The sequence below is a fragment of the Micromonospora sp. NPDC051925 genome (genome assembly GCF_044548625.1).
Lineage (GTDB): Bacteria > Actinomycetota > Actinomycetes > Mycobacteriales > Micromonosporaceae > Micromonospora.
The window spans coordinates 220691-237134 of sequence record NZ_JBIUCH010000004.1 but is presented as its reverse complement, the minus strand read 5'-3'; the positions used below and the strand labels follow the sequence as shown (position 1 = coordinate 237134).

Genomic DNA, 16444 nt, shown 5'->3' with positions numbered 1-16444 from the left:
ACGGGGCAGCGTCGGCGGGGCCGCCGGGCCGGCTGCTGCTAGGGCTGTCCCTGGTAGATCTCGTCGCCGGCACCCCGGACGAAGAGCCGCACCAGACCGCCGTAGACGCTCCCCGCCGGAGCGGAGATCGCCTCGCCGGGGCCGTCGATCGTGCTCCAGCCCGCCCAGGCGTCGGTGTCCTGGAGGTACCAGTTGGTCCGCAGGTCGTTGCCGGTGTTGCGGACGAAGACGTGCAGCCCGCCGCCGTAGACCATGACCCCCGGCGCCGACGTCGCGCCCGCGCTGCCGGGCACGTCGCTCCAGCCCGACCACGCGCCGGTGGACAACGAGTACCGGTCGGTGCGCAGGTTGCCGTTGGTGCCCCGGACGAACACGTGCAGGTCACCGCCGTAGATAGTGGTGGCCGGGGCCGAGTTGGCACCGGTCGGGCCGGCGAGGGTCTCCCAGCCGGACCAGGTGGCGGTGTCCAGCGAGTACCGGTTGGTGCGCACCTTGCCGTTCGCGCCCCGGACGAACAGGTGCAGGTCACCGCCGTAGACGGTGGTGGCCGGGGCCGACGAGGCACCCGTGGTGCCGGGGACCGTGGTCCAGCCGGACCAGGTGCCGGTCTCCAGGGAGTACTGGTTGGCGCGCACCTTCTGGCCGGCCTGGACGAACAGCTGCAGGTAGCCGCCGTAGACGGTCGCCGTCGGTGCCGACGTCGCCGCCGCGTCACCGGGCACGGTGGCCCAGCCGGACCAGGCGTCGGTGTTCGACGTGTAGCGGTTCACCCGTACCTGACCGCCGGTGCCCTGGACGAAGACGTGCAGGGCACCGCCGTAGGTGACGGTGGCCGGCGCGGACCGGGCCTGCGCCGTGCCCGGTAGGGGCGTCCAGTCGGCGGCCCGCGCGGCCGACGGCCGGGCGGCGTTCCCCGGGGCGGCGTTCGCCGGGGCGGCGTTCGCCGGGGCCCCGACGAACGCGACCGCGCCCAGGGCGAGGGTGAGGGCGAGCAGGTGGCGTTTCGGTGATCTCGTCGGTGGGGTCAGCGGCATGGCGGCTCCTCGGGACGATCGATGATGGCAGCGGTGGCGGTCGGGGCAACTCGCGATCGATCCGACAGCCGTACCGCCCGACCTGTCCCGGGCAGCCGGCGACGCCGGGCGCGCGGCCCCGGTGAACCCCCGTCTCGGGCCAGGGTATCGACCTGCCTCAGCGGACGCACCCACCGAAGCGGCGGTAACCGATCGGTGAAACCGGCCCGTCCCACCTGTCGCGCTGGTCCGGTCAGTCGGGTGGGTGGTGCCAGCTCAGGAACCGGTCGGCCGCTATGGAGTGTGTCGGCCCGGCAGGGGGCCGGTCATGAGGTCACCGCCGGTGCCGGGCGGTGTCGGGTCCGGGGCGGGGGGCGTCGCGGCGGGTCGTCGGCATCGTGGTCAGCCAGCGCAGGCCGTCGCGTCGGAGGAACAGTTCGCGGTGTCGGACCGCGTCTCCGGCGGCGTTCAGCTGGTACGCGGTGATCCATAGCCATCCGTCGTAGGTGTGTTGGTCGACCAGTTCGCGGATGGCTCTCACGGTGATCGGTTTGGTGAACTGGGGTGAGGTGGCGCGGGTGAGGTGTAGCAGGTCGCCCGGCCTGATCGGGCGGTGTCTCATCGTGCTGGTCCCCGGTTGCGGCCGGCGATCTGCCGAGGTTGAGGCGGGATACTGGCGGTATGGGAAGCGACAGTGCCCACGACGACCGGCCCCGGTGGGCGCGACGGATGAGGGCCGAGCGGCAGGCGCGCGGTTGGTCACAGGTGGACGCGGTTCGCGTGCTCGAAAGCAACTCCGACCAGGCGATTCCGGCCCTCTCGAGCTTGTCGAGAAACTGGAAACGGTGGGAGTCGGGGGAGGTCGAGCCCGACGACTTCTACAAGCCGCTCATCGCAAAGACCTTCGGTACGGTGAGTTCCGCCTTCTTCCCTCGTCCAGGCCGGCGCAGCACCAAGGTTGAGCTGCTGGAAGGCGTAGGCATGAACACCCTCGAACTGGTGTCCCGCCTCCGGCTTTCCGACGTTTCCGCCGGGACGCTCGAAGCGTTGCGCATCACCGCCGACCGGCTCTGCGCGGAGTATCCGTACGCGAGTCCGGAGCAACTCTCGGTCGAAGGCCATGCCTGGCTCCGCCGCATCTGCGACCTCCTCGATCGGCGGCTGACCCTCACTCAGCACCGGGAGGTGTTGTCGCTCGCCGGAACGGTGTCTCTGCTCGTCGGCTGCGTGGAGTACGACATGGGTCGACGGCGCGACGCGAGAGCTACCCGGCGGGTGGCGCTCTCGCTCGGTGAGGAGGCCGGAGACGCCGACGTGATGGGCTGGGCTCACGAACTGGCGGCATGGTTCGCCATCACACAGGGCGACTATCGGGGGGTGATCGCCGCGTCCAGTGCGGGGGAGTCCGTCGCCAGCGACCGCAGCGTCACCGTTCAGCTCGCGGCGCAGCGGGCGAAGGCGTGGGCTCGAATAGGTGACCGGCGAGAGATGGAGTTGGCACTCGAACACGGCCGGACCATCCTCGAAAAGCTCCCCTATCCCGAGGATGTGGACCATCATTTCGTGGTCGATCCCGCCAAGTTCGATTTCTACGCCATGGACTGCTATCGGCTGGTCGGCGACAACGAGCGGGCGGCGGTGTACGCGGATGAGGTGGTGCGCTCCAGCACCCATCTCGACGGAACGCCGCGTCTGCCGATGCGCATTGCCGAGGCGCAGTTGACACGCGGCGTCCTTGCGGCCAGGGAAGGGGATGTCGACCGGGCCGTCGACTGGGGGCGTCGAGCGATCTCCGGCGCGCGGAAGTCACTGCCCTCGCTGCTGATGGTGTCCGGCGAGTTGCGTCAACTCCTCGCGGACCGGTACCCGGCAGAGCGGGAGGTCGCAGCCTACCTGGACGAACTGCGCGCACTGGGCGCTCCCACCGCCTCGACCGAGACTGCATAACTTCGACAGTCGGACGCGAGCGGAGATCGTCAATGAACCTGCGGACGTTGCTACGCTGAACCGCAGATGGGAGTACATCAGGAGCGAGACCCTCTCCCGTCCTCGATCGCTGGACCTGATCAAGGAGGCGGCGGAAACATGGACCTGACTGACGCCCGGTGGCGCAAGAGTGCGAAGAGCGGCAACAACGGCGGGTCGTGCGTCGAGGTCGCGGACAACCTTCCCGACGTGGTTCTCGTCCGTGACACAAAGGATCGTGCTGGTGGGACGCTCACCTTCGGTCCGGCGGCTTGGCGGGTCTTTGTCGAGTTCGCGAGGGCACGTCAGTAAGCTCACGTACGTTGTGGCCGGGCCTCACGCCGTCCAACGGATGCGCTGCCAAGAGGTGGCCCGTGTGAAGCAAAGTGAAGGAAATCCGAGAAGTTGATCTATAGCGTCCCAGCTCAGGAAGGCTGTTCCCCGCGCACGCGGGGGTGATCCCGCCAGCGTGGACGGGGTGAGTGTTCTGTCCGTCTGTTCCCCGCGCACGCGGGGGTGATCCTCCGGTGTAGTCGCGTCCGCGCTGTGGGCGGCTACTGTTCCCCGCGCACGCGGGGGTGATCCCAGGCGCGGCTGCCGTAGGTCGGCGGCCACGGCCTGTTCCCCGCGCACGCGGGGGTGATCCCGAGGGGATCGTGACGCGCATTGCCAACGTCGGAATGTTCCCCGCGCATCGCGGGGGTGATCCGCTGCTGATCGCCGGGACGCCGGAGATGTCCGGTTCTCCCGTACAACCTTGTTGCCATCGGCGGGCATCGCTGTTTCCGTGCCGGCGGTGGTGGCGACGCCTCGGACGTTGCCTACCACCGCCGACCGGGGTACGGGCACCGGCGGGAGGCCGGTGCCCGCACGATGGATCAGGCGACGGAGCAGGGGGAGCCGTTGAGGGTGAAGGAGGGCGGCTTCCCGGTGTCGCCGGTGTGGTTGGCCTGGAAGCCGATGCTGACCGAGGCCCCCGGCGCGATGTTCGCGTTGTACGAGACGTTGCGGGCGGTGACCGCTCCGCTGGTCGGCGAGTAGGTCGCGTTCCAGCCGCTGGTGATGGTCTGCCCGGCCGGCAGGGTGAACGCCAGGCTCCAGCCGTTGACCCCCGTATCGTTGAGGCTGGTGATCGTGATGGCGGTGGTCAGGCCGGTGTTCCACGCGTTGACGGTGTACTCGACCCGGCAGAGGGCCCCCGGACCCGGCGTGGTCGGCGGCGGTGGCGTGGTCGGCGGTGGCGTGGTCGGCGGTGGCGTGGTGGGCGGGGCGGTGGTCGGCGGGGCGGTGGTCGGGGGTGGGGTGGTCGGCGGGGTGGTGGTCGCCGGGGCGTCGAGGCCGAAGAAGCGGATCGCCTGGGCGGCGTCGACCGGCAGGTTGTGCGTGACGCCCTGCATGCTGATCGCCTCGACCTGCGCCATGCCGCCGCTGCTGCCGTACCGGGTACGGGTGTAGCCGGACTGCGGGGTGTCGGTGAAGGTCGGCGTCTGGCTCAGCCCGTTGACGTTGGTCCACTGCTTGATTTCTTCACCGAAGTTCGGGTAGCGCAGGGTCTCGTCGTTGGTGCCGTGCCACAACTGCATCCGGGGGCGCTTGCCGGTGTACCCGGGGTACGCGTTGCGTACCAGGTCGCCCCACTGCTGGGCGGTCTTGGTGACCTGCCCGTTGGCGCACTGGCTGTTCCACTCCGACCCGTCGGTGGTGGCGAAACAACCGAACGGCACCCCGGCGAAGGCCGAGCCCGCCGCGAACACGTCGGGGTAGTCGCCGAGCAGCACGTTGGTCATCATCGCCCCGGACGAGGTGCCGGTGGCGAAGATCCGGTTGCCGTCCACGGGGTACCGGGCCCGGACGTAGTCGACCATCGACTTGATGCCCACCGGGTCGCTGCCGCCGTCGCGGCGCAGCGCCTGCGGTGAGGAGACGTCGAAGCACTTGCTGCTGCGGGTCACCGAGGGGTAGATGACGATGTAGCCGTACCGGTCGGCCAGGGCCGCGTACTGGGTGCCGGAGTAGAACGCCGGGCCGCTGCCGGTGCAGTAGTGGACCGCCACCAGCAGGCCGGGCCGGGCCGCGACGTTGTTCGGCACGTACAGGTACATCTGGAGGTTGCTCGGGTTGTTGCCGAAGTTCGTCACCTGGGTCAGCGACGCCGCCGAGGCCGGTGTGGGGGCGGCGATCGCCGCCAGCGCGGTGAGCGCGGCGGCGACCAGGGCGGTGCCGAACAGTTTGATCCTGGATCTCATGGGACAGGTTCCTCCGGAGGATCGCGGAAATGCGGCTGCTCCGATCGAGGCTGCCCGGCGCTCGATCATGTCCGGCTCAGGAACATCCATGAGTATCGTTAACCCCGGGTCGGGTTGGCAACCCGACCGGCCGCACCGGAACTTCCGGCCGCCGACCGGCGCGGACACGGGTGACCGGGCCGCGACCGGCACGTGCGCCCCGGTGGATAATGGCTCCATGCGTGGTCCTGCGATGACGGACGTCGCCCGCCTGGCGGGAGTCTCCCACCAGACGGTTTCCCGGGTGCTCAACGACCACCCGAATGTGCGGGAACAGACCCGGGTACGGGTCCGTGCGGCAATCGCCGAGCTGGGCTACCGACCGAACCGGGCGGCGCGGGCGTTGGTCACCGGCCGGTCCCATCTGATCGGCGTGGTCGCCCAGAACAGCACCCTGTACGGGCCGGCGTCGCTGCTGGCGGCCCTGGAACAGGCCGCCGCGGCGGCCGGTTTCGCGGTCAGCGTGGGCAGCGTCAGCACGCTCGACCGGCGGTCGATCTCCGCCGCCGTGGAGCGGCACCTCGACCATCGGGTCGCCGGCATCGTGGTGATCGCCCCGGTGGCCTCGGCCGACGAGGCGCTCGACCACCTCCCGCACGGTGTGCCGCTGGTCACCGTCGACGGCGATCCGGCCCGGGAGGCGGCGTTGGTGACCGTCGACCAGGCGGCGGGGGCCGGGCTGGCCACCCGCCACCTGTTGGACGCCGGGCACCGTACCGTCTGGCACGTGTCCGGCCCGGCGGACTGGTTCGACAGCGCCGGCCGGTTGGAGGGCTGGCGGGCGGCGTTGCGGTCGGCCGGGGCGGAGGTGCCGCCGGTGTTGGCGGCCGACTGGAGCGCGGCGTCCGGTTACCGCTGTGGGCAGATGCTGGCCCGGATGCCGGAGGTGACGGCGGTCTTCGCCGCGAACGACCATCTCGCGTTGGGGGTGCTGCGGGCGCTGAGCGAACGGGGTCGCCGGGTGCCGGAGGAGATCAGCGTGGTCGGCTTCGACGACGTGCCGGAGGCGGCGTACTTCATCCCGCCGTTGACCACCGTCCGGCCGGACTTCGACGCGGTGGCCCGCGCCGGCCTGGCGATGCTGCTGCGGCAGATCGAGGCCGGGCCGGGGGCGGTGGAGCGGCACACCATCGCCCCGACCCTGGTCACGCGGGCCAGCGTCGCCGCGCCTCCAGGCTGAGTTGCGCCCACGGCCGGCGGCACCGGCCAACGCGGCGGACCGCTCAGGTGGGGCGGTACTCGACCTCCGGCCGGCCGGGGGTGCCGTAGCGGGGGCTGCGGGTGACCCGTCCGGTGTCGGCCAGGTGCTCCAGGTAGCGCCGGGCGGTGACCCGGGACGTCCCGGTCCGCTCGGCGACCTCCGACGCGGACTGTCCGGGACGGCTGCGCAGCGCCGCCAGCACCGCGTCCAGGGTCTCCGCGCCGAGCCCCTTGGGCAGGGTGTCCGCCCGGGTGCCGCGCAGGGTGGCGAACATCCGGTCCACCTCGTGCTGTGCCGCCACCGCACCGGCCGCCGAGGCCTGCGCCCGGTACGCCGCGTAGCGCTCCAGCTTGTCGCGGAAGGCGGCGAAGGTGAACGGCTTGAGCAGGTAGTGCGTCACCCCGAGGGCGACCGCCGCGCGGACCATCGCCAGGTCGCGGGCCGAGGTCACCGCGAGCACGTCGGCGGAGCTGCCCGCCGCCCGCATCGCCCGGCACACCTCCAGGCCGTGCAGGTCGGGCAGGTGGAAGTCGAGCAGCACCAGGTCCACCGCGTCCCCGGCGCGCAGCGCGGCCAGCGCCGCCCGCGCGGTCCGCGCCACCCCCACCACCCGGAAACCGGGAACCCGTTCGGTGTACGCGCGGTGCGCCTCGGCGATCAGCTCCTCGTCCTCGACCACGAGCACCCGGATGTCGTCGCTCACCCTGGGCTCCCCGAGGCGACCGGCAGCCTGATCCGGAAGGCCGTGCCGCCCTCGGGAGCGGGCTCGACGTCGTACCGGCCGCCGTGCCGGGTGACCACCTGACCGACCAGGGCCAGCCCGATGCCCCGGCCCGCACGCTTGGTGGACCAGCCCCGGCGGAACGCGTCGGCCACCTGCTCCGACGGCAGGCCGGGCCCGCTGTCGGCCACCTCGACCACCACCTCGTCGGCCTCCTCGTTCACCCGGACCCGCACCCGCCGAGGTGGCGGCGCGTCGGCCACCGCCTCCAGCGCGTTGTCGACCAGGTTGCCGACCACGGTGAGTAGATCGGCCGCGGGCAGCGTACCGACGTCGAGGCGGGAGTCCGGCTCGACGGTCAGGTCGACGCCCCGCTCGGCGGCCTGGGCGGACTTGCCGAGCAGCAGGGCGGCCAGCGCCGGCTCGGCGATCGCCCCCACCACCTGGTCGGTGAGCTGCTGAGCCAGCGTCAGCTCCTCGGTGGCCAGCCGGACCGCCTCGTCGGCCCGGCCCAGCTCGACCAGGGTGAGTACGGTGTGCAGTCGGTTCGCGGCCTCGTGCGCCTGGGAGCGCAGGGCCTGGGTGAGCCCGCGCACCGAGTCCAGCTCGCTGCTGAGCGCACGCAGTTCGGTGTGGTCGCGCAGGGTCAAGACGCTGCCCTGGGCCCGTCCGTCGAGGTCGGTGGGGCGTTGGTTGGCCACCAGCGCCCGGTCCGCGGTCAGGATCAGCTCGTCGTGCGCGGGCCGCCCGGTGGTGACCAGCTCGACCAGGTCCGGCGGCAGGCCCAGGTCGGTCACCGGGCGGTCCACCAGCGGGGCGTCGGGCGTCAGCCCGAGCAGCCGCCTGCCCTCGTCGTTGACCAGGGCGATCCGCTGGCGGGCGTCCACCACCAGCAGCCCCTCGCCGACCGAGTGCAGGACCGCGTCGTAGTACTCGTACATCCGGGTCATCTGGGCCGGGCCGAGGCCGTGGGTCTGCCGGCGCAGCCGGCGGCTGAGCAGCCACGAGCCGAGCCCGGCCAGGGCCAGTACGGCGGCGGCGACGGCGAGCAGCACGGGGGCGCGGGAGAGCAGGCTGCGATTGATCGACTCGGTGGTGATGCCGACCGAGACCAGCCCGGTCACCGTGCCGTCCGGGTCGCGTACCGGGACGACGGCGCGGACCGACTCGCCCAGGGTGCCGGTGTTGACCACGGTCCACGGGTGGCCGGCCAGCGCCGGGCCGATCTCGCCGATGAACGGCTGGCCGATCTGCGTCGGGTCGGGATGGGTGTACCGGGTCCGGTCCGGGGCCATCACCACCACGAAGTCCGTTCCGGTGGCGGCGCGCACCGACTCGGCGTAGGGCTGGAGGGTGGCCGTCGGGTCCGGGTCGGCCAGCGCGTCGACCACCTGGGGCGCGCGGGCCACCGTCTCGGCCACCGCGAGCACCTCGTCGGTGGCGGCCTCCCGGGCGTCGGCGCGGGCCAGCAACGCGGCGCCCAGCGCCCCGGCGGTGACCAGCAGGGTGACCACCAGCGCCTGGAGGGCGAAGAGCTGCCCGGCGATGCTCCACTTCCGTGCGGTCATGTCCCTCCGGCCCCTCGGCCCCTCCGCTCAGGTCGGCGTTTCGTCGACGCTTCACGCCGGTGAACAGAATGAACGCAAGGCTGCTTCCGGGTGAGACCTGGACCACAGTCTCACTCATGGAGACCCCCACCACCAGCGCACCTGCCGTGCGCCCCCGCCGGGACCGCACCCACTACCTGTATATCGCGGTGATCGTCGCCGTCCTCGCGGGCATCGCCCTCGGCCTCGCCGCCCCGGACGCGGCGCAGGAACTCAAGCCCCTCGGCACCGGCTTCGTCGCGCTGATCAAGATGATGATCAGCCCGATCATCTTCTGCACCATCGTGCTCGGCGTCGGCTCGGTACGGCAGGCGGCCAAGGTCGGCAAGGTCGGCGGCCTGGCGCTGGGCTACTTCCTGGTCATGTCGACGGTGGCGCTGGCGATCGGCCTGGTCGTCGGCAACCTGGTCCACCCCGGCTCGGGGCTCGCGCTCAACGCCGAACTGGCCGGCGCGGGGCAGCAGGCGGCCGGCGGGGAGAGCGAGGGCACCGTCGACTTCCTGCTCGGCATCATCCCGACCTCGCTGCTCTCCTCGTTGACCGGCGGGGAGGTGCTCCAGACCCTGCTGGTCGCCCTGCTGGTCGGCTTCGCCGTGCAGGGCATGGGCGGCCGGGGCGAGCCGGTGCTGCGGGCGGTCGGCGTCATCCAGCGGCTGGTCTTCAAGATCCTCTCTATGGTGATGTGGCTGGCCCCGATCGGCGCGTTCGGCGCGATGGCCGCCGTGGTCGGCGCGACGGGCGTGGACGCGCTGAAGAGCCTGGCCCAGATCATGCTCGGCTTCTACGCCACCTGCCTGCTCTTCGTGGTCGTCGTGCTCGGCCTGCTGCTCCGCCTGATCGCCCGGATCTCGATCTTCTCGCTGCTGCGCTACCTGGGCCGGGAGTTCCTGCTGATCGTCTCCACCTCGTCGTCGGAATCGGCGCTGCCGAGGCTGATCGCCAAGATGGAGCACGTCGGGGTGAGCCGCCCGGTGGTCGGGATCACGGTGCCGACCGGCTACTCGTTCAACCTGGACGGCACCGCGATCTACCTGACCATGGCCTCGCTGTTCATCGCCGCCGCGATGGGCGACCCGTTGTCGGTGGGGGAGCAGGTCTCGCTGCTGGTCTTCATGATCATCGCGTCGAAGGGCGCTGCCGGCATCACCGGCGCCGGCCTGGCGACCCTCGCCGGTGGACTCCAGTCGCACCGGCCGGACCTGGTCGACGGGGTCGGCCTGATCGTCGGCATCGACCGGTTCATGTCCGAGGCCCGCGCGTTGACCAACTTTGCCGGCAACGCCGTCGCCACCGTCCTGGTCGGCACCTGGACCGGCGAGTTCGACCGGGAGCAGGCCCGCGCCGTACTGGCCGGGGAACGTCCCTTCGACGAGAGCACCATGGTCGACGAGGACCACGACACCGACCCCACCCCGACCGCCGACGAACACGCCGCCGGTGCCGCAGGCGACGCCGTCCCGGCCCGGGTCTGAACCCGGTCAGCGGTACGACATGGCCGGCGCGCTGTCGGTCGGCCGAAGTGGCGGACGGCCCGCCCGAAGGACGTGGACCCGCGGCACCGACCGGTGCCGCGGGTCCACCGCGTGGGCGGGCCGTCACATGTCGGGGCCACCGGCACCGAGCACCGGACGGACCTCGACCAGGCCGAAGTTGGCCTCGGGGATCCGGGCGGCGTGCCCGACCGCCTGCTCGATGCTGTCGCACTCGATCAGGTAGATCCCGGCGACGTACGCCTCGAACTCGGGGAACGGGCCGTCGATGGTCGCGACCCGGCCGGCGCTGACCAGGACCTTCTTGGCCTGGCCCTGGTCGGCGAGCGCCGCGGAGACGACCAGCTCACCCGACTCGGCCAGATCCTCCACCAGCGATGCGTGCGCCTTGAAGCCCATCTCCCGCTCGGTGTCGGACATCCGCTGCCAGGCGTCCCGGGTCTGCCGGTCGTGACTGATCATGATCAGGTACTTCATGGGTGCCTCCTGAAGGCTCGACGGTCCATCCACCCGTATGTCGAGACCACCGGGCCGGCTTCGACATCCGGTCAGCAGCACCTGGCGTGCGCCGAGTCGAGGAGGGCAGCACGGGCGTCGGCACCCGTCCGAGTGGGGGCCAGGTGCGGGCCGCGCCCGGCGACCGGCCGGAGCGCCGCCGGTGGTCAGGCTCGTCGGGTCGCGCGCAGTCGCAGGAAACGCTGCTCCGGGACGCTGAGCGTCGCCTGGGCCGCCAGCAGGTAGCACCGCCGGGCCGCTGCCCGGTCACCGAGCAGGTCGAGCAGGTACGCCCGGACGACGTACACCCGGTGGTTGCCGGCGAGCACGGGATCGGTCTGGACGGTGGTCAGCTCCGTGAGCGCGGCCTCCGGCCCGTCCACCATGGCGACCGCCACGATCCGGTTGAGCGCGACCATCGGGCCGGGCGCGATGCGCCGCAGCACGTTGTAGAGCCCGAGGATCTGCGGCCAGTCGGTGTCCTCGGCGCGGGACGCCTCGTCGTGCACCGCGGCGATCGCCGCCTGCACCTGGTACGGCCCGACCGGCGCGCTCGCCAGGGTCCGGGTGATCAGCGCGACGCCCTCGGCGATGGCCCGCCCGTCCCACCGGGACCGGTCCTGCTCGGCCAGCGGGACGAGTGCCCCGTCCGGCCGGGTCCGCGCCGGCCGGCGGGCGTCGGTGAGCAGCATCAGCGCCAACAGGCCGGTGACCTCCGGGTCGTCGGGCAGGCGCGCGTGCAGCTGCCGGGTCAGCCGGATCGCCTCGGCGGTGAGTTCGATCCGGTTCAGCACCGGCCCCGAGCTGGCCGTGTAGCCCTCGTTGAAGATCAGGTAGAGGACTTCCAGCACGGCGGCCACCCGGGCCGGGCGGTCCTCGGGGGCGGGCATCCGGAACTCTGCGCCCCCGGCCCGGATGCGCTGCTTGGCCCGGCTGATCCGTTGGGCGACGGTCGACTCCGGCACCAGGAAGGCACGGGCGATCTCGGCGGTCCTCAGCCCGCCGACCGCCCGCAGGGTGAGCGCCACCTGGGAGACCCGGGTCAGCGCCGGGTGGCAGCAGAGCATCAGCAGGGTCAGCGTGTCGTCCACGGCGGAGACCGGGGCGGGCCCCGGGCCGGTGAGGACGGCCACCGCACGTTCCCGGCGACGGCGGGCGGCGTCGTTGCGCCACAGCTCCGTCCAGCGGCGGGAGGCGACCGTGGTCAGCCAACCCCGGGGGTTCGCCGGCAGCCCCTCCTCCGGCCACTGCACGGCTGCCGCCAACAGGGCCTCCTGGACGGCATCCGCACAGGTGTCGAAGTCGCCGTGCCGTCGTACCAGGGTGGAGAGCACCTGCGGCGCGTGTTCGCGCAGCAGCTCCTCGACGTCCGTCGTAACGGTCACACGTCCGGCCGGTCGGCGACGAGGACCGGCCGCACCTCGACCAGGCCGAGCCGTGCCTCGGGTACCCGGGCGGCGTGCGCCACCGCCTGCTCGATGCTGTCGCACTTCACCAGGTAGAAGCCGGCGAGATACTCCTTCACCTCGGGGAAGGGACCGTCGGTGGCGATCGTGCGGCCCCGGTCGACCCGGACCCGGCGGGCCGTGGCCGGGTCCGCCAACGCCTCGGAGGCGATCAGTTCGCCGGCCGCGGCCAGCTCTTCGACGAGGGCGGCGTGGGCCCCGACGCCCAGTTGCCGTTCGGTGTCGGACATGCCCTGCCACACTTCGCGCGCCTGCTCGTTGTGGCTGATCAGGATCAGGTACTTCACCGCACCTCCAGGGTCTCGGTGGTGGTGACACCACTGGGTCGAAACCAGTGCCGCCGCTTCGACACGTTACCGAACCCGCAGTTCACCACGGGTCGGTGGCGGTATGGCGACGCGTCGTTCTCACCGGCGGGTCGGTGGCACCCGTCGGCGACCGGTTCGCGGACCCCGTCCGGTTCGGCCCGCCGGCCGTCGCCGGAAGACGAATCGCGCGTTGAGCTGGGCAACAGCGAAGGTGCGTCCGGCCCGGGTGCCGGCCACGATGGGAGGTGTCTCGGCATGGGGGACGCGATGACCGACAGCTCCGACGACCACGAGGTCCGACCCGGGCCCGGCCGACCCCGCACCGGTCGGCCGGCCGGGGCGCTCCGGGCACCCTCCGCCCTGGACGCCTGGGGGCGGGCGAACCGGCGCGGACAGTGCGACTGGTCCGACCCGGACCCCGAGCCGCACCTCATCCGTGGTCTCGACTGAACCGGCCCCGTACCGCACCCCGGGCGGCGGCCACATCGGCGGCGACCCGGGAACCAGGTGGCTGCGCTGCGCCCGGCTCAGGCCACCCGGCGGTCGCTGGCCTGCGCGCCGTACGGCTGCGCCGCCACCCGGCGGGGCTCGTCGATCTCGTCGAGGCGCAACCGCCACCGGGACCGGCCGGTACGCCGTCCCTGCGGCGGGCCGGTCGGACGTGGGCCGAGCCGGAACAGCAGCACGGTGATCAGATAGCCACCGACCAGGAACCCGTGGCTGATCAGCCGGGGCACCGCCACCTGCGCGGTGACCAGGTCGTTGACCGACAGCAGGACCAGGGTGGCGACGAAGGCGCTGAGCATCGGCAGCAGCCCGGCAGGCGGGGTACGGCGCAGCGCGACGAAGAGGAAGCCGGCACCCACCGCCACGTTCCACGCCGCCGACTCGTGCCACAGATGCTGCCCGGTCGGGTGCAGGTGCTCGGCGCTGACACCCTGACCCACCTGGGCCAGTCCGAGGGCGAGCTGGACCGCGCCGAGCAGACCCAGGGCCGTCCGCAGGCCGTTGGTCAGCCCGCCCCGCCACCGGTCGACGAGCCGTCGGCGGGGCGGCGGCACGGCGGCGAGGATCGTCTCGGTCAGGTCCGGTACCGCCGTCACCACCCGGGTACGGGCCCGTCGGGTCACCAGGGCGGCGACCTCGTGCCACGCGCGGCAGTCCCCGCAGCCGTCGAGGTGCGCCTGGACCGCGCCCCGTTCCTCGGCGGTCTCCTCCCCGTCGAGCTGGGCCGACAGGATCTCCCGCCATGATTCGCACCGCATCTGGGGATGGTCGCTCATCCCGCCACTCCTCGTCCGTACCGTCGGCCGCTACCACGCAGCGTAGTGAACCGGACGGTCGCCTCTCTCGAATGGTACGGACCGGACCCGTCGACCGGTTCATCCGTCGACGGTGCGCTGCGTGAGGACGTTCTCACCCGTCGACGCAGCGCTCCGAGAGGGCGTAGCGCACCAGCACCACGTCGCCGATCTGGCGTACCTCGGCGACTCTGGCCCGCCGGCCCGGATGCCACGGGAACGCGCCGTCGCCGACGAACCGGGGCGCCCGGCGGTCGCCGACGAAGAACGGGGCGACCACCAGGTGCAGTTCGTCGGCGAGCCCGGCGGTGAGGAACCGGGCGTGCACCGTCGCGCCGCCCTCCACCATCAGCCGTTCCACCCCCCGGCCGGCCAGGTCCGCCAGGGCGCGGGCCGGGTCCAGCGGGTCACCCGAGTCCACCACGGTGGCCAGCCCGTCGAGCAGTTCGGTGGTCTTCGCCACTGCCGGACCGGCGCAGTAGACGATCTTCTCGGCGTCGCCGACGGTGAAGAACCGGGCCGTCGGGTCCAGCAGTCCCCGGGCGGTCAGGGTCACCTTCACCGGCGACGGCGGCAGCCCGGCGGCCTGCCGGGTGGCCCGCAGCCGTGCCGAGCGGATCACCAGCCGGGGGTCGTCCGCCCGGATCGTTCCCGCGCCGACCAGGATCGCGTCGCAGCCGGCCCGGACGGCGTCGATGCGTTCCATGTCCTCGGCGTTGGACAGCAGCAGCCGCTGCTCGGTCGCGTCGTCGATGTACCCGTCGATCGACGTGGCGCAGCTGAGCAGCACGTACGGCCGCCCGGTCGACGCCGGTTCGGCGGTGGCCGCCGTCCCGGCCGGCACGACACCCATCTCAGTTCAACGACGGCAGGTCGACGGACCGGGCCGCGGCCCGGCTCGCCTTCGCCGCCAGGTAGTCGGCGTTGGCGGGGGACAGGAACACCCCGGTCGGCACCACCTCGGCCACCGTCACGCCCAGCCGGGCCAACTGCTCGGCCTTGTCCGGGTTGCTGCTCAACAGCACCAGCTCCGGCACGCCCAGCACCGCCAGCATCTGCGCGGCGGCCCGGTAGTCCCGTTCGTCCTCGTCGTGCCCGAGCGCCACGTTCGCCTGGTAGGTGTCCAACCCGGCGTCCTGGAGGGCGTACGCGTCCAGCTTCGGGTAGAGGCCGATGCCGCGTCCCTCCTGACGCAGGTAGAGCAGGAACCCGCCCGCCTCGGTGATCCGCTGGACCGCCTCGCGTAGCTGCGGCCCGCAGTCGCAGCGCTGGCTGCCGAAGACGTCCCCGGTCAGGCACTCGCTGTGCGGGCGGACCAGCGGCGCCGCCCCGCCCGCCGCGTGTCGGCGCAGCGCCCCCGCCCAGTCGCCCAGCCCGAACGCCAGGTGCTCCCGACCGTCCAACAGCCCGTCGAACGAGAAGACCCGGGCCGTCGTGGCGTACCCGTCGGGGAACCGGAGCGGGACCGTGACCTGTGTCCGGACCGTCGCGGCCGGCAGTGCGTCGTACATGTGTCTCCTCTGTCAGGTGCTGCCGGCCAGCCCGGCAGCGGGTACCGGTGAGGAACCACCCTGGGCTCCCACCGTACGGTCACCCCGTCGTTCGCGCAGCGCGGCCGGACGCCCCCGCAGCACCAGCACGGCGGCGCCCGGCAGGGCGGCGACCAGCACCAGCGCCCCGTACACCAGGGCGGTCGACACCCCCTGGGCGGCCCCCAGGCCGGCGGCCCCGAACGCCCAGGCGGCGACGCCCTCGCGCGGGCCGAAGCCCGCCACGTTGGCGGGCAGCGCCATCGCCAACAGGGCCAGCAGGGTCAGCGGCACCAGCACCGTCAGTGGCGCGGTGGCCCCGGCCACCCGGGCCGCCAGCACGAACGTCGCCAGGTGGCAGCCGACCACCACCGTAGAGGCGAGCAGCACACCCGGCCCGGTGCGCCGGCCCAGCAGCCCGGCCCGCAGGTCGGCGGCGGCGGCGCGCAACGCCCGCGCCCGACGCGACGGCCCCGATCGGGGCAGCGCCCGCACCAGCACCAGCAGCACCAGGCCGACCGCCACGGCCACCGCCGTCACCGTCGGCAGGTACGGCCGCACCGGCGACGGCAGCGCCAGCAGCAGCACCGCCGCGAGCGCCACCTGGACCACCTGCCCGGCGGTCCGTTCCCAGACCACCGCCCGGACGGCCCGACCCAGGTCACCGGCCTCCCGGCCGTGCCGCACCGCCCGGTGCACGTCACCGAGCACCCCGCCGGGCAGCGTCGCGTTGAGGAAGACCGCCCGGTAGCAGTCGGCCACCGCCGTGCCCAGTGGCAGCCGGACGCCGAGCCCCTCGGCGACCAGCCGCCACCGCCACGCGCAGCCGACCGTGGCCAGCGCGCCCAGCGCCAGCGCGGCCAGCACCGCCGGGGTGTCGATCCGGCGCAGCCCGGCCAGGGCGGGCCCGGTGCCCAGCCACCACAGCAGCGCCGCGACCAGACCCACCCCGCCCAGGTTGCTCACCCACGCCCAGGCCGCGGCCCCGGCAGGACGGGCGGAGGTCTCGCGGGCAGCAGATGTGCCGGTGGCGTCCGGTGACACGCGGTTCCTCCTCGGAAGA

At 72.8% G+C, this 16444-nt stretch carries 17 protein-coding genes, 1 pseudogene and 1 CRISPR repeat array; of the genes and pseudogenes, 6 read left to right on the top strand and 12 right to left on the bottom strand.

Annotated elements, in window-relative coordinates:
- Positions 1-38: 38 nt before the first annotated feature.
- The gene (locus tag ACIG87_RS07535; protein ID WP_396849073.1) at positions 39-1034 is read right to left on the bottom strand and encodes a hypothetical protein; all 996 of its coding nucleotides are present in this window, start codon (positions 1032-1034) and stop codon (positions 39-41) included.
- Positions 1035-1347: 313 nt separating this feature from the next.
- Positions 1348-1635: a hypothetical protein gene (locus tag ACIG87_RS07530; RefSeq protein ID WP_396849071.1), complete on the bottom strand. Its 288-nt coding sequence runs from the start codon at positions 1633-1635 to the stop codon at positions 1348-1350.
- A 143-nt stretch (positions 1636-1778) separates the two neighbouring features.
- On the opposite strand from ACIG87_RS07530, the gene ACIG87_RS07525 reads away from it, so the two are divergent.
- The 3 genes and pseudogenes from ACIG87_RS07525 (at position 1779) to ACIG87_RS07515 (ending at position 3290) form a co-directional block, all read left to right on the top strand.
- Positions 1779-2960, top strand: a complete 1182-nt coding sequence (locus ACIG87_RS07525; RefSeq protein ID WP_396849069.1) for an XRE family transcriptional regulator — start codon at positions 1779-1781, stop codon at positions 2958-2960.
- A 34-nt stretch (positions 2961-2994) separates the two neighbouring features.
- Positions 2995-3108 (top strand): annotated as a pseudogene (locus ACIG87_RS07520) (XRE family transcriptional regulator); the annotation flags it as partial.
- Positions 3099-3290, top strand: a complete 192-nt coding sequence (locus ACIG87_RS07515) for a DUF397 domain-containing protein (protein WP_396849068.1) — start codon at positions 3099-3101, stop codon at positions 3288-3290. The pseudogene ACIG87_RS07520 and the gene ACIG87_RS07515, both read left to right, overlap by 10 nt.
- Positions 3291-3412: 122 nt before the next feature.
- Positions 3413-3687: a CRISPR direct-repeat array (repeat unit 28 nt; unit sequence CTGTTCCCCGCGCACGCGGGGGTGATCC).
- A 169-nt stretch (positions 3688-3856) separates the two neighbouring features.
- On the opposite strand, the gene ACIG87_RS07510 is transcribed toward ACIG87_RS07515, so the two are convergent.
- Positions 3857-5224, bottom strand: coding sequence for a PHB depolymerase family esterase (locus ACIG87_RS07510; protein WP_396849066.1), 1368 nt, complete (start codon positions 5222-5224; stop codon positions 3857-3859).
- A gap of 217 nt (positions 5225-5441) precedes the next feature.
- On the opposite strand from ACIG87_RS07510, the gene ACIG87_RS07505 reads away from it, so the two are divergent.
- Positions 5442-6443 carry a LacI family DNA-binding transcriptional regulator gene (locus tag ACIG87_RS07505; RefSeq protein ID WP_396849064.1) on the top strand — a complete coding sequence of 334 codons (1002 nt, stop codon included), beginning with the start codon at positions 5442-5444 and terminating at the stop codon, positions 6441-6443.
- Positions 6444-6486: 43 nt separating this feature from the next.
- Here ACIG87_RS07505 and ACIG87_RS07500 read toward each other — a convergent pair whose 3' ends face one another.
- Complete coding sequence (locus ACIG87_RS07500) at positions 6487-7167, bottom strand: response regulator (protein WP_396849063.1); 681 nt, start codon at positions 7165-7167, stop codon at positions 6487-6489.
- Entirely contained in the window at positions 7164-8753 is a 1590-nt protein-coding gene (locus ACIG87_RS07495; RefSeq protein ID WP_396849061.1) for an ATP-binding protein, read from the bottom strand. The genes ACIG87_RS07500 and ACIG87_RS07495 overlap by 4 nt, the downstream gene beginning before the upstream one ends.
- Positions 8754-8869: 116 nt before the next feature.
- Here ACIG87_RS07495 and ACIG87_RS07490 point away from each other — a divergent pair, with 116 nt between their 5' ends.
- Positions 8870-10264 carry a cation:dicarboxylate symporter family transporter gene (locus ACIG87_RS07490; RefSeq protein ID WP_396849059.1) on the top strand — a complete coding sequence of 465 codons (1395 nt, stop codon included), beginning with the start codon at positions 8870-8872 and terminating at the stop codon, positions 10262-10264.
- Positions 10265-10387: 123 nt separating this feature from the next.
- Here the strand turns inward: ACIG87_RS07490 and ACIG87_RS07485 are convergent, their stop codons facing one another.
- The 3 genes from ACIG87_RS07485 to ACIG87_RS07475 all read right to left on the bottom strand — a co-directional run bounded on the left by ACIG87_RS07485 (position 10388) and on the right by ACIG87_RS07475 (position 12530).
- The gene (locus tag ACIG87_RS07485) at positions 10388-10759 is read right to left on the bottom strand and encodes a YciI family protein (protein ID WP_396849057.1); all 372 of its coding nucleotides are present in this window, start codon (positions 10757-10759) and stop codon (positions 10388-10390) included.
- A gap of 185 nt (positions 10760-10944) precedes the next feature.
- Entirely contained in the window at positions 10945-12162 is a 1218-nt protein-coding gene (locus ACIG87_RS07480) for an RNA polymerase sigma factor (protein WP_396849055.1), read from the bottom strand.
- Positions 12159-12530: a YciI family protein gene (locus ACIG87_RS07475; RefSeq protein ID WP_396849053.1), complete on the bottom strand. Its 372-nt coding sequence runs from the start codon at positions 12528-12530 to the stop codon at positions 12159-12161. Before ACIG87_RS07475 ends, ACIG87_RS07480 begins: the two co-directional genes overlap by 4 nt.
- Positions 12531-12806: 276 nt before the next feature.
- Here ACIG87_RS07475 and ACIG87_RS07470 point away from each other — a divergent pair, with 276 nt between their 5' ends.
- Positions 12807-13001, top strand: coding sequence for a hypothetical protein (locus ACIG87_RS07470; RefSeq protein ID WP_396849052.1), 195 nt, complete (start codon positions 12807-12809; stop codon positions 12999-13001).
- A 77-nt stretch (positions 13002-13078) separates the two neighbouring features.
- On the opposite strand, the gene ACIG87_RS07465 is transcribed toward ACIG87_RS07470, so the two are convergent.
- The 4 genes from ACIG87_RS07465 to ACIG87_RS07450 form a co-directional block, all read right to left on the bottom strand.
- Positions 13079-13816 carry a zf-HC2 domain-containing protein gene (locus ACIG87_RS07465; RefSeq protein WP_396849263.1) on the bottom strand — a complete coding sequence of 246 codons (738 nt, stop codon included), beginning with the start codon at positions 13814-13816 and terminating at the stop codon, positions 13079-13081.
- Between the two features lie 151 nt (positions 13817-13967).
- Positions 13968-14705 carry a RibD family protein gene (locus tag ACIG87_RS07460; RefSeq protein WP_396849051.1) on the bottom strand — a complete coding sequence of 246 codons (738 nt, stop codon included), beginning with the start codon at positions 14703-14705 and terminating at the stop codon, positions 13968-13970.
- Position 14706: 1 nt separating this feature from the next.
- Positions 14707-15363 (bottom strand): GTP cyclohydrolase II, encoded by a 657-nt coding sequence (gene ribA, locus ACIG87_RS07455; RefSeq protein WP_396849050.1) that lies wholly within the window; start codon positions 15361-15363, stop codon positions 14707-14709.
- Between the two features lie 12 nt (positions 15364-15375).
- Positions 15376-16425, bottom strand: a complete 1050-nt coding sequence (locus ACIG87_RS07450) for a lysylphosphatidylglycerol synthase domain-containing protein (RefSeq protein WP_396849048.1) — start codon at positions 16423-16425, stop codon at positions 15376-15378.
- Between the last annotated feature and the right edge of the window lie 19 nt (positions 16426-16444).

Coding starts and splice junctions, on each gene's coding strand:
- ACIG87_RS07535 (WP_396849073.1), bottom strand. CDS start 1,034: ATGCCGCTGACCCCACCGACGAGATCACCGAAACGCCACCTGCTCGCC.
- ACIG87_RS07530 (WP_396849071.1), bottom strand. CDS start 1,635: ATGAGACACCGCCCGATCAGGCCGGGCGACCTGCTACACCTCACCCGC.
- ACIG87_RS07515 (WP_396849068.1), top strand. CDS start 3,099: ATGGACCTGACTGACGCCCGGTGGCGCAAGAGTGCGAAGAGCGGCAAC.
- ACIG87_RS07510 (WP_396849066.1), bottom strand. CDS start 5,224: ATGAGATCCAGGATCAAACTGTTCGGCACCGCCCTGGTCGCCGCCGCG.
- ACIG87_RS07505 (WP_396849064.1), top strand. CDS start 5,442: ATGCGTGGTCCTGCGATGACGGACGTCGCCCGCCTGGCGGGAGTCTCC.
- ACIG87_RS07495 (WP_396849061.1), bottom strand. CDS start 8,753: ATGACCGCACGGAAGTGGAGCATCGCCGGGCAGCTCTTCGCCCTCCAG.
- ACIG87_RS07490 (WP_396849059.1), top strand. CDS start 8,870: ATGGAGACCCCCACCACCAGCGCACCTGCCGTGCGCCCCCGCCGGGAC.
- ACIG87_RS07485 (WP_396849057.1), bottom strand. CDS start 10,759: ATGAAGTACCTGATCATGATCAGTCACGACCGGCAGACCCGGGACGCC.
- ACIG87_RS07470 (WP_396849052.1), top strand. CDS start 12,807: ATGGGGGACGCGATGACCGACAGCTCCGACGACCACGAGGTCCGACCC.
- ACIG87_RS07465 (WP_396849263.1), bottom strand. CDS start 13,816: ATGCGGTGCGAATCATGGCGGGAGATCCTGTCGGCCCAGCTCGACGGG.
- ACIG87_RS07460 (WP_396849051.1), bottom strand. CDS start 14,705: ATGGGTGTCGTGCCGGCCGGGACGGCGGCCACCGCCGAACCGGCGTCG.
- ribA (WP_396849050.1), bottom strand. CDS start 15,363: ATGTACGACGCACTGCCGGCCGCGACGGTCCGGACACAGGTCACGGTC.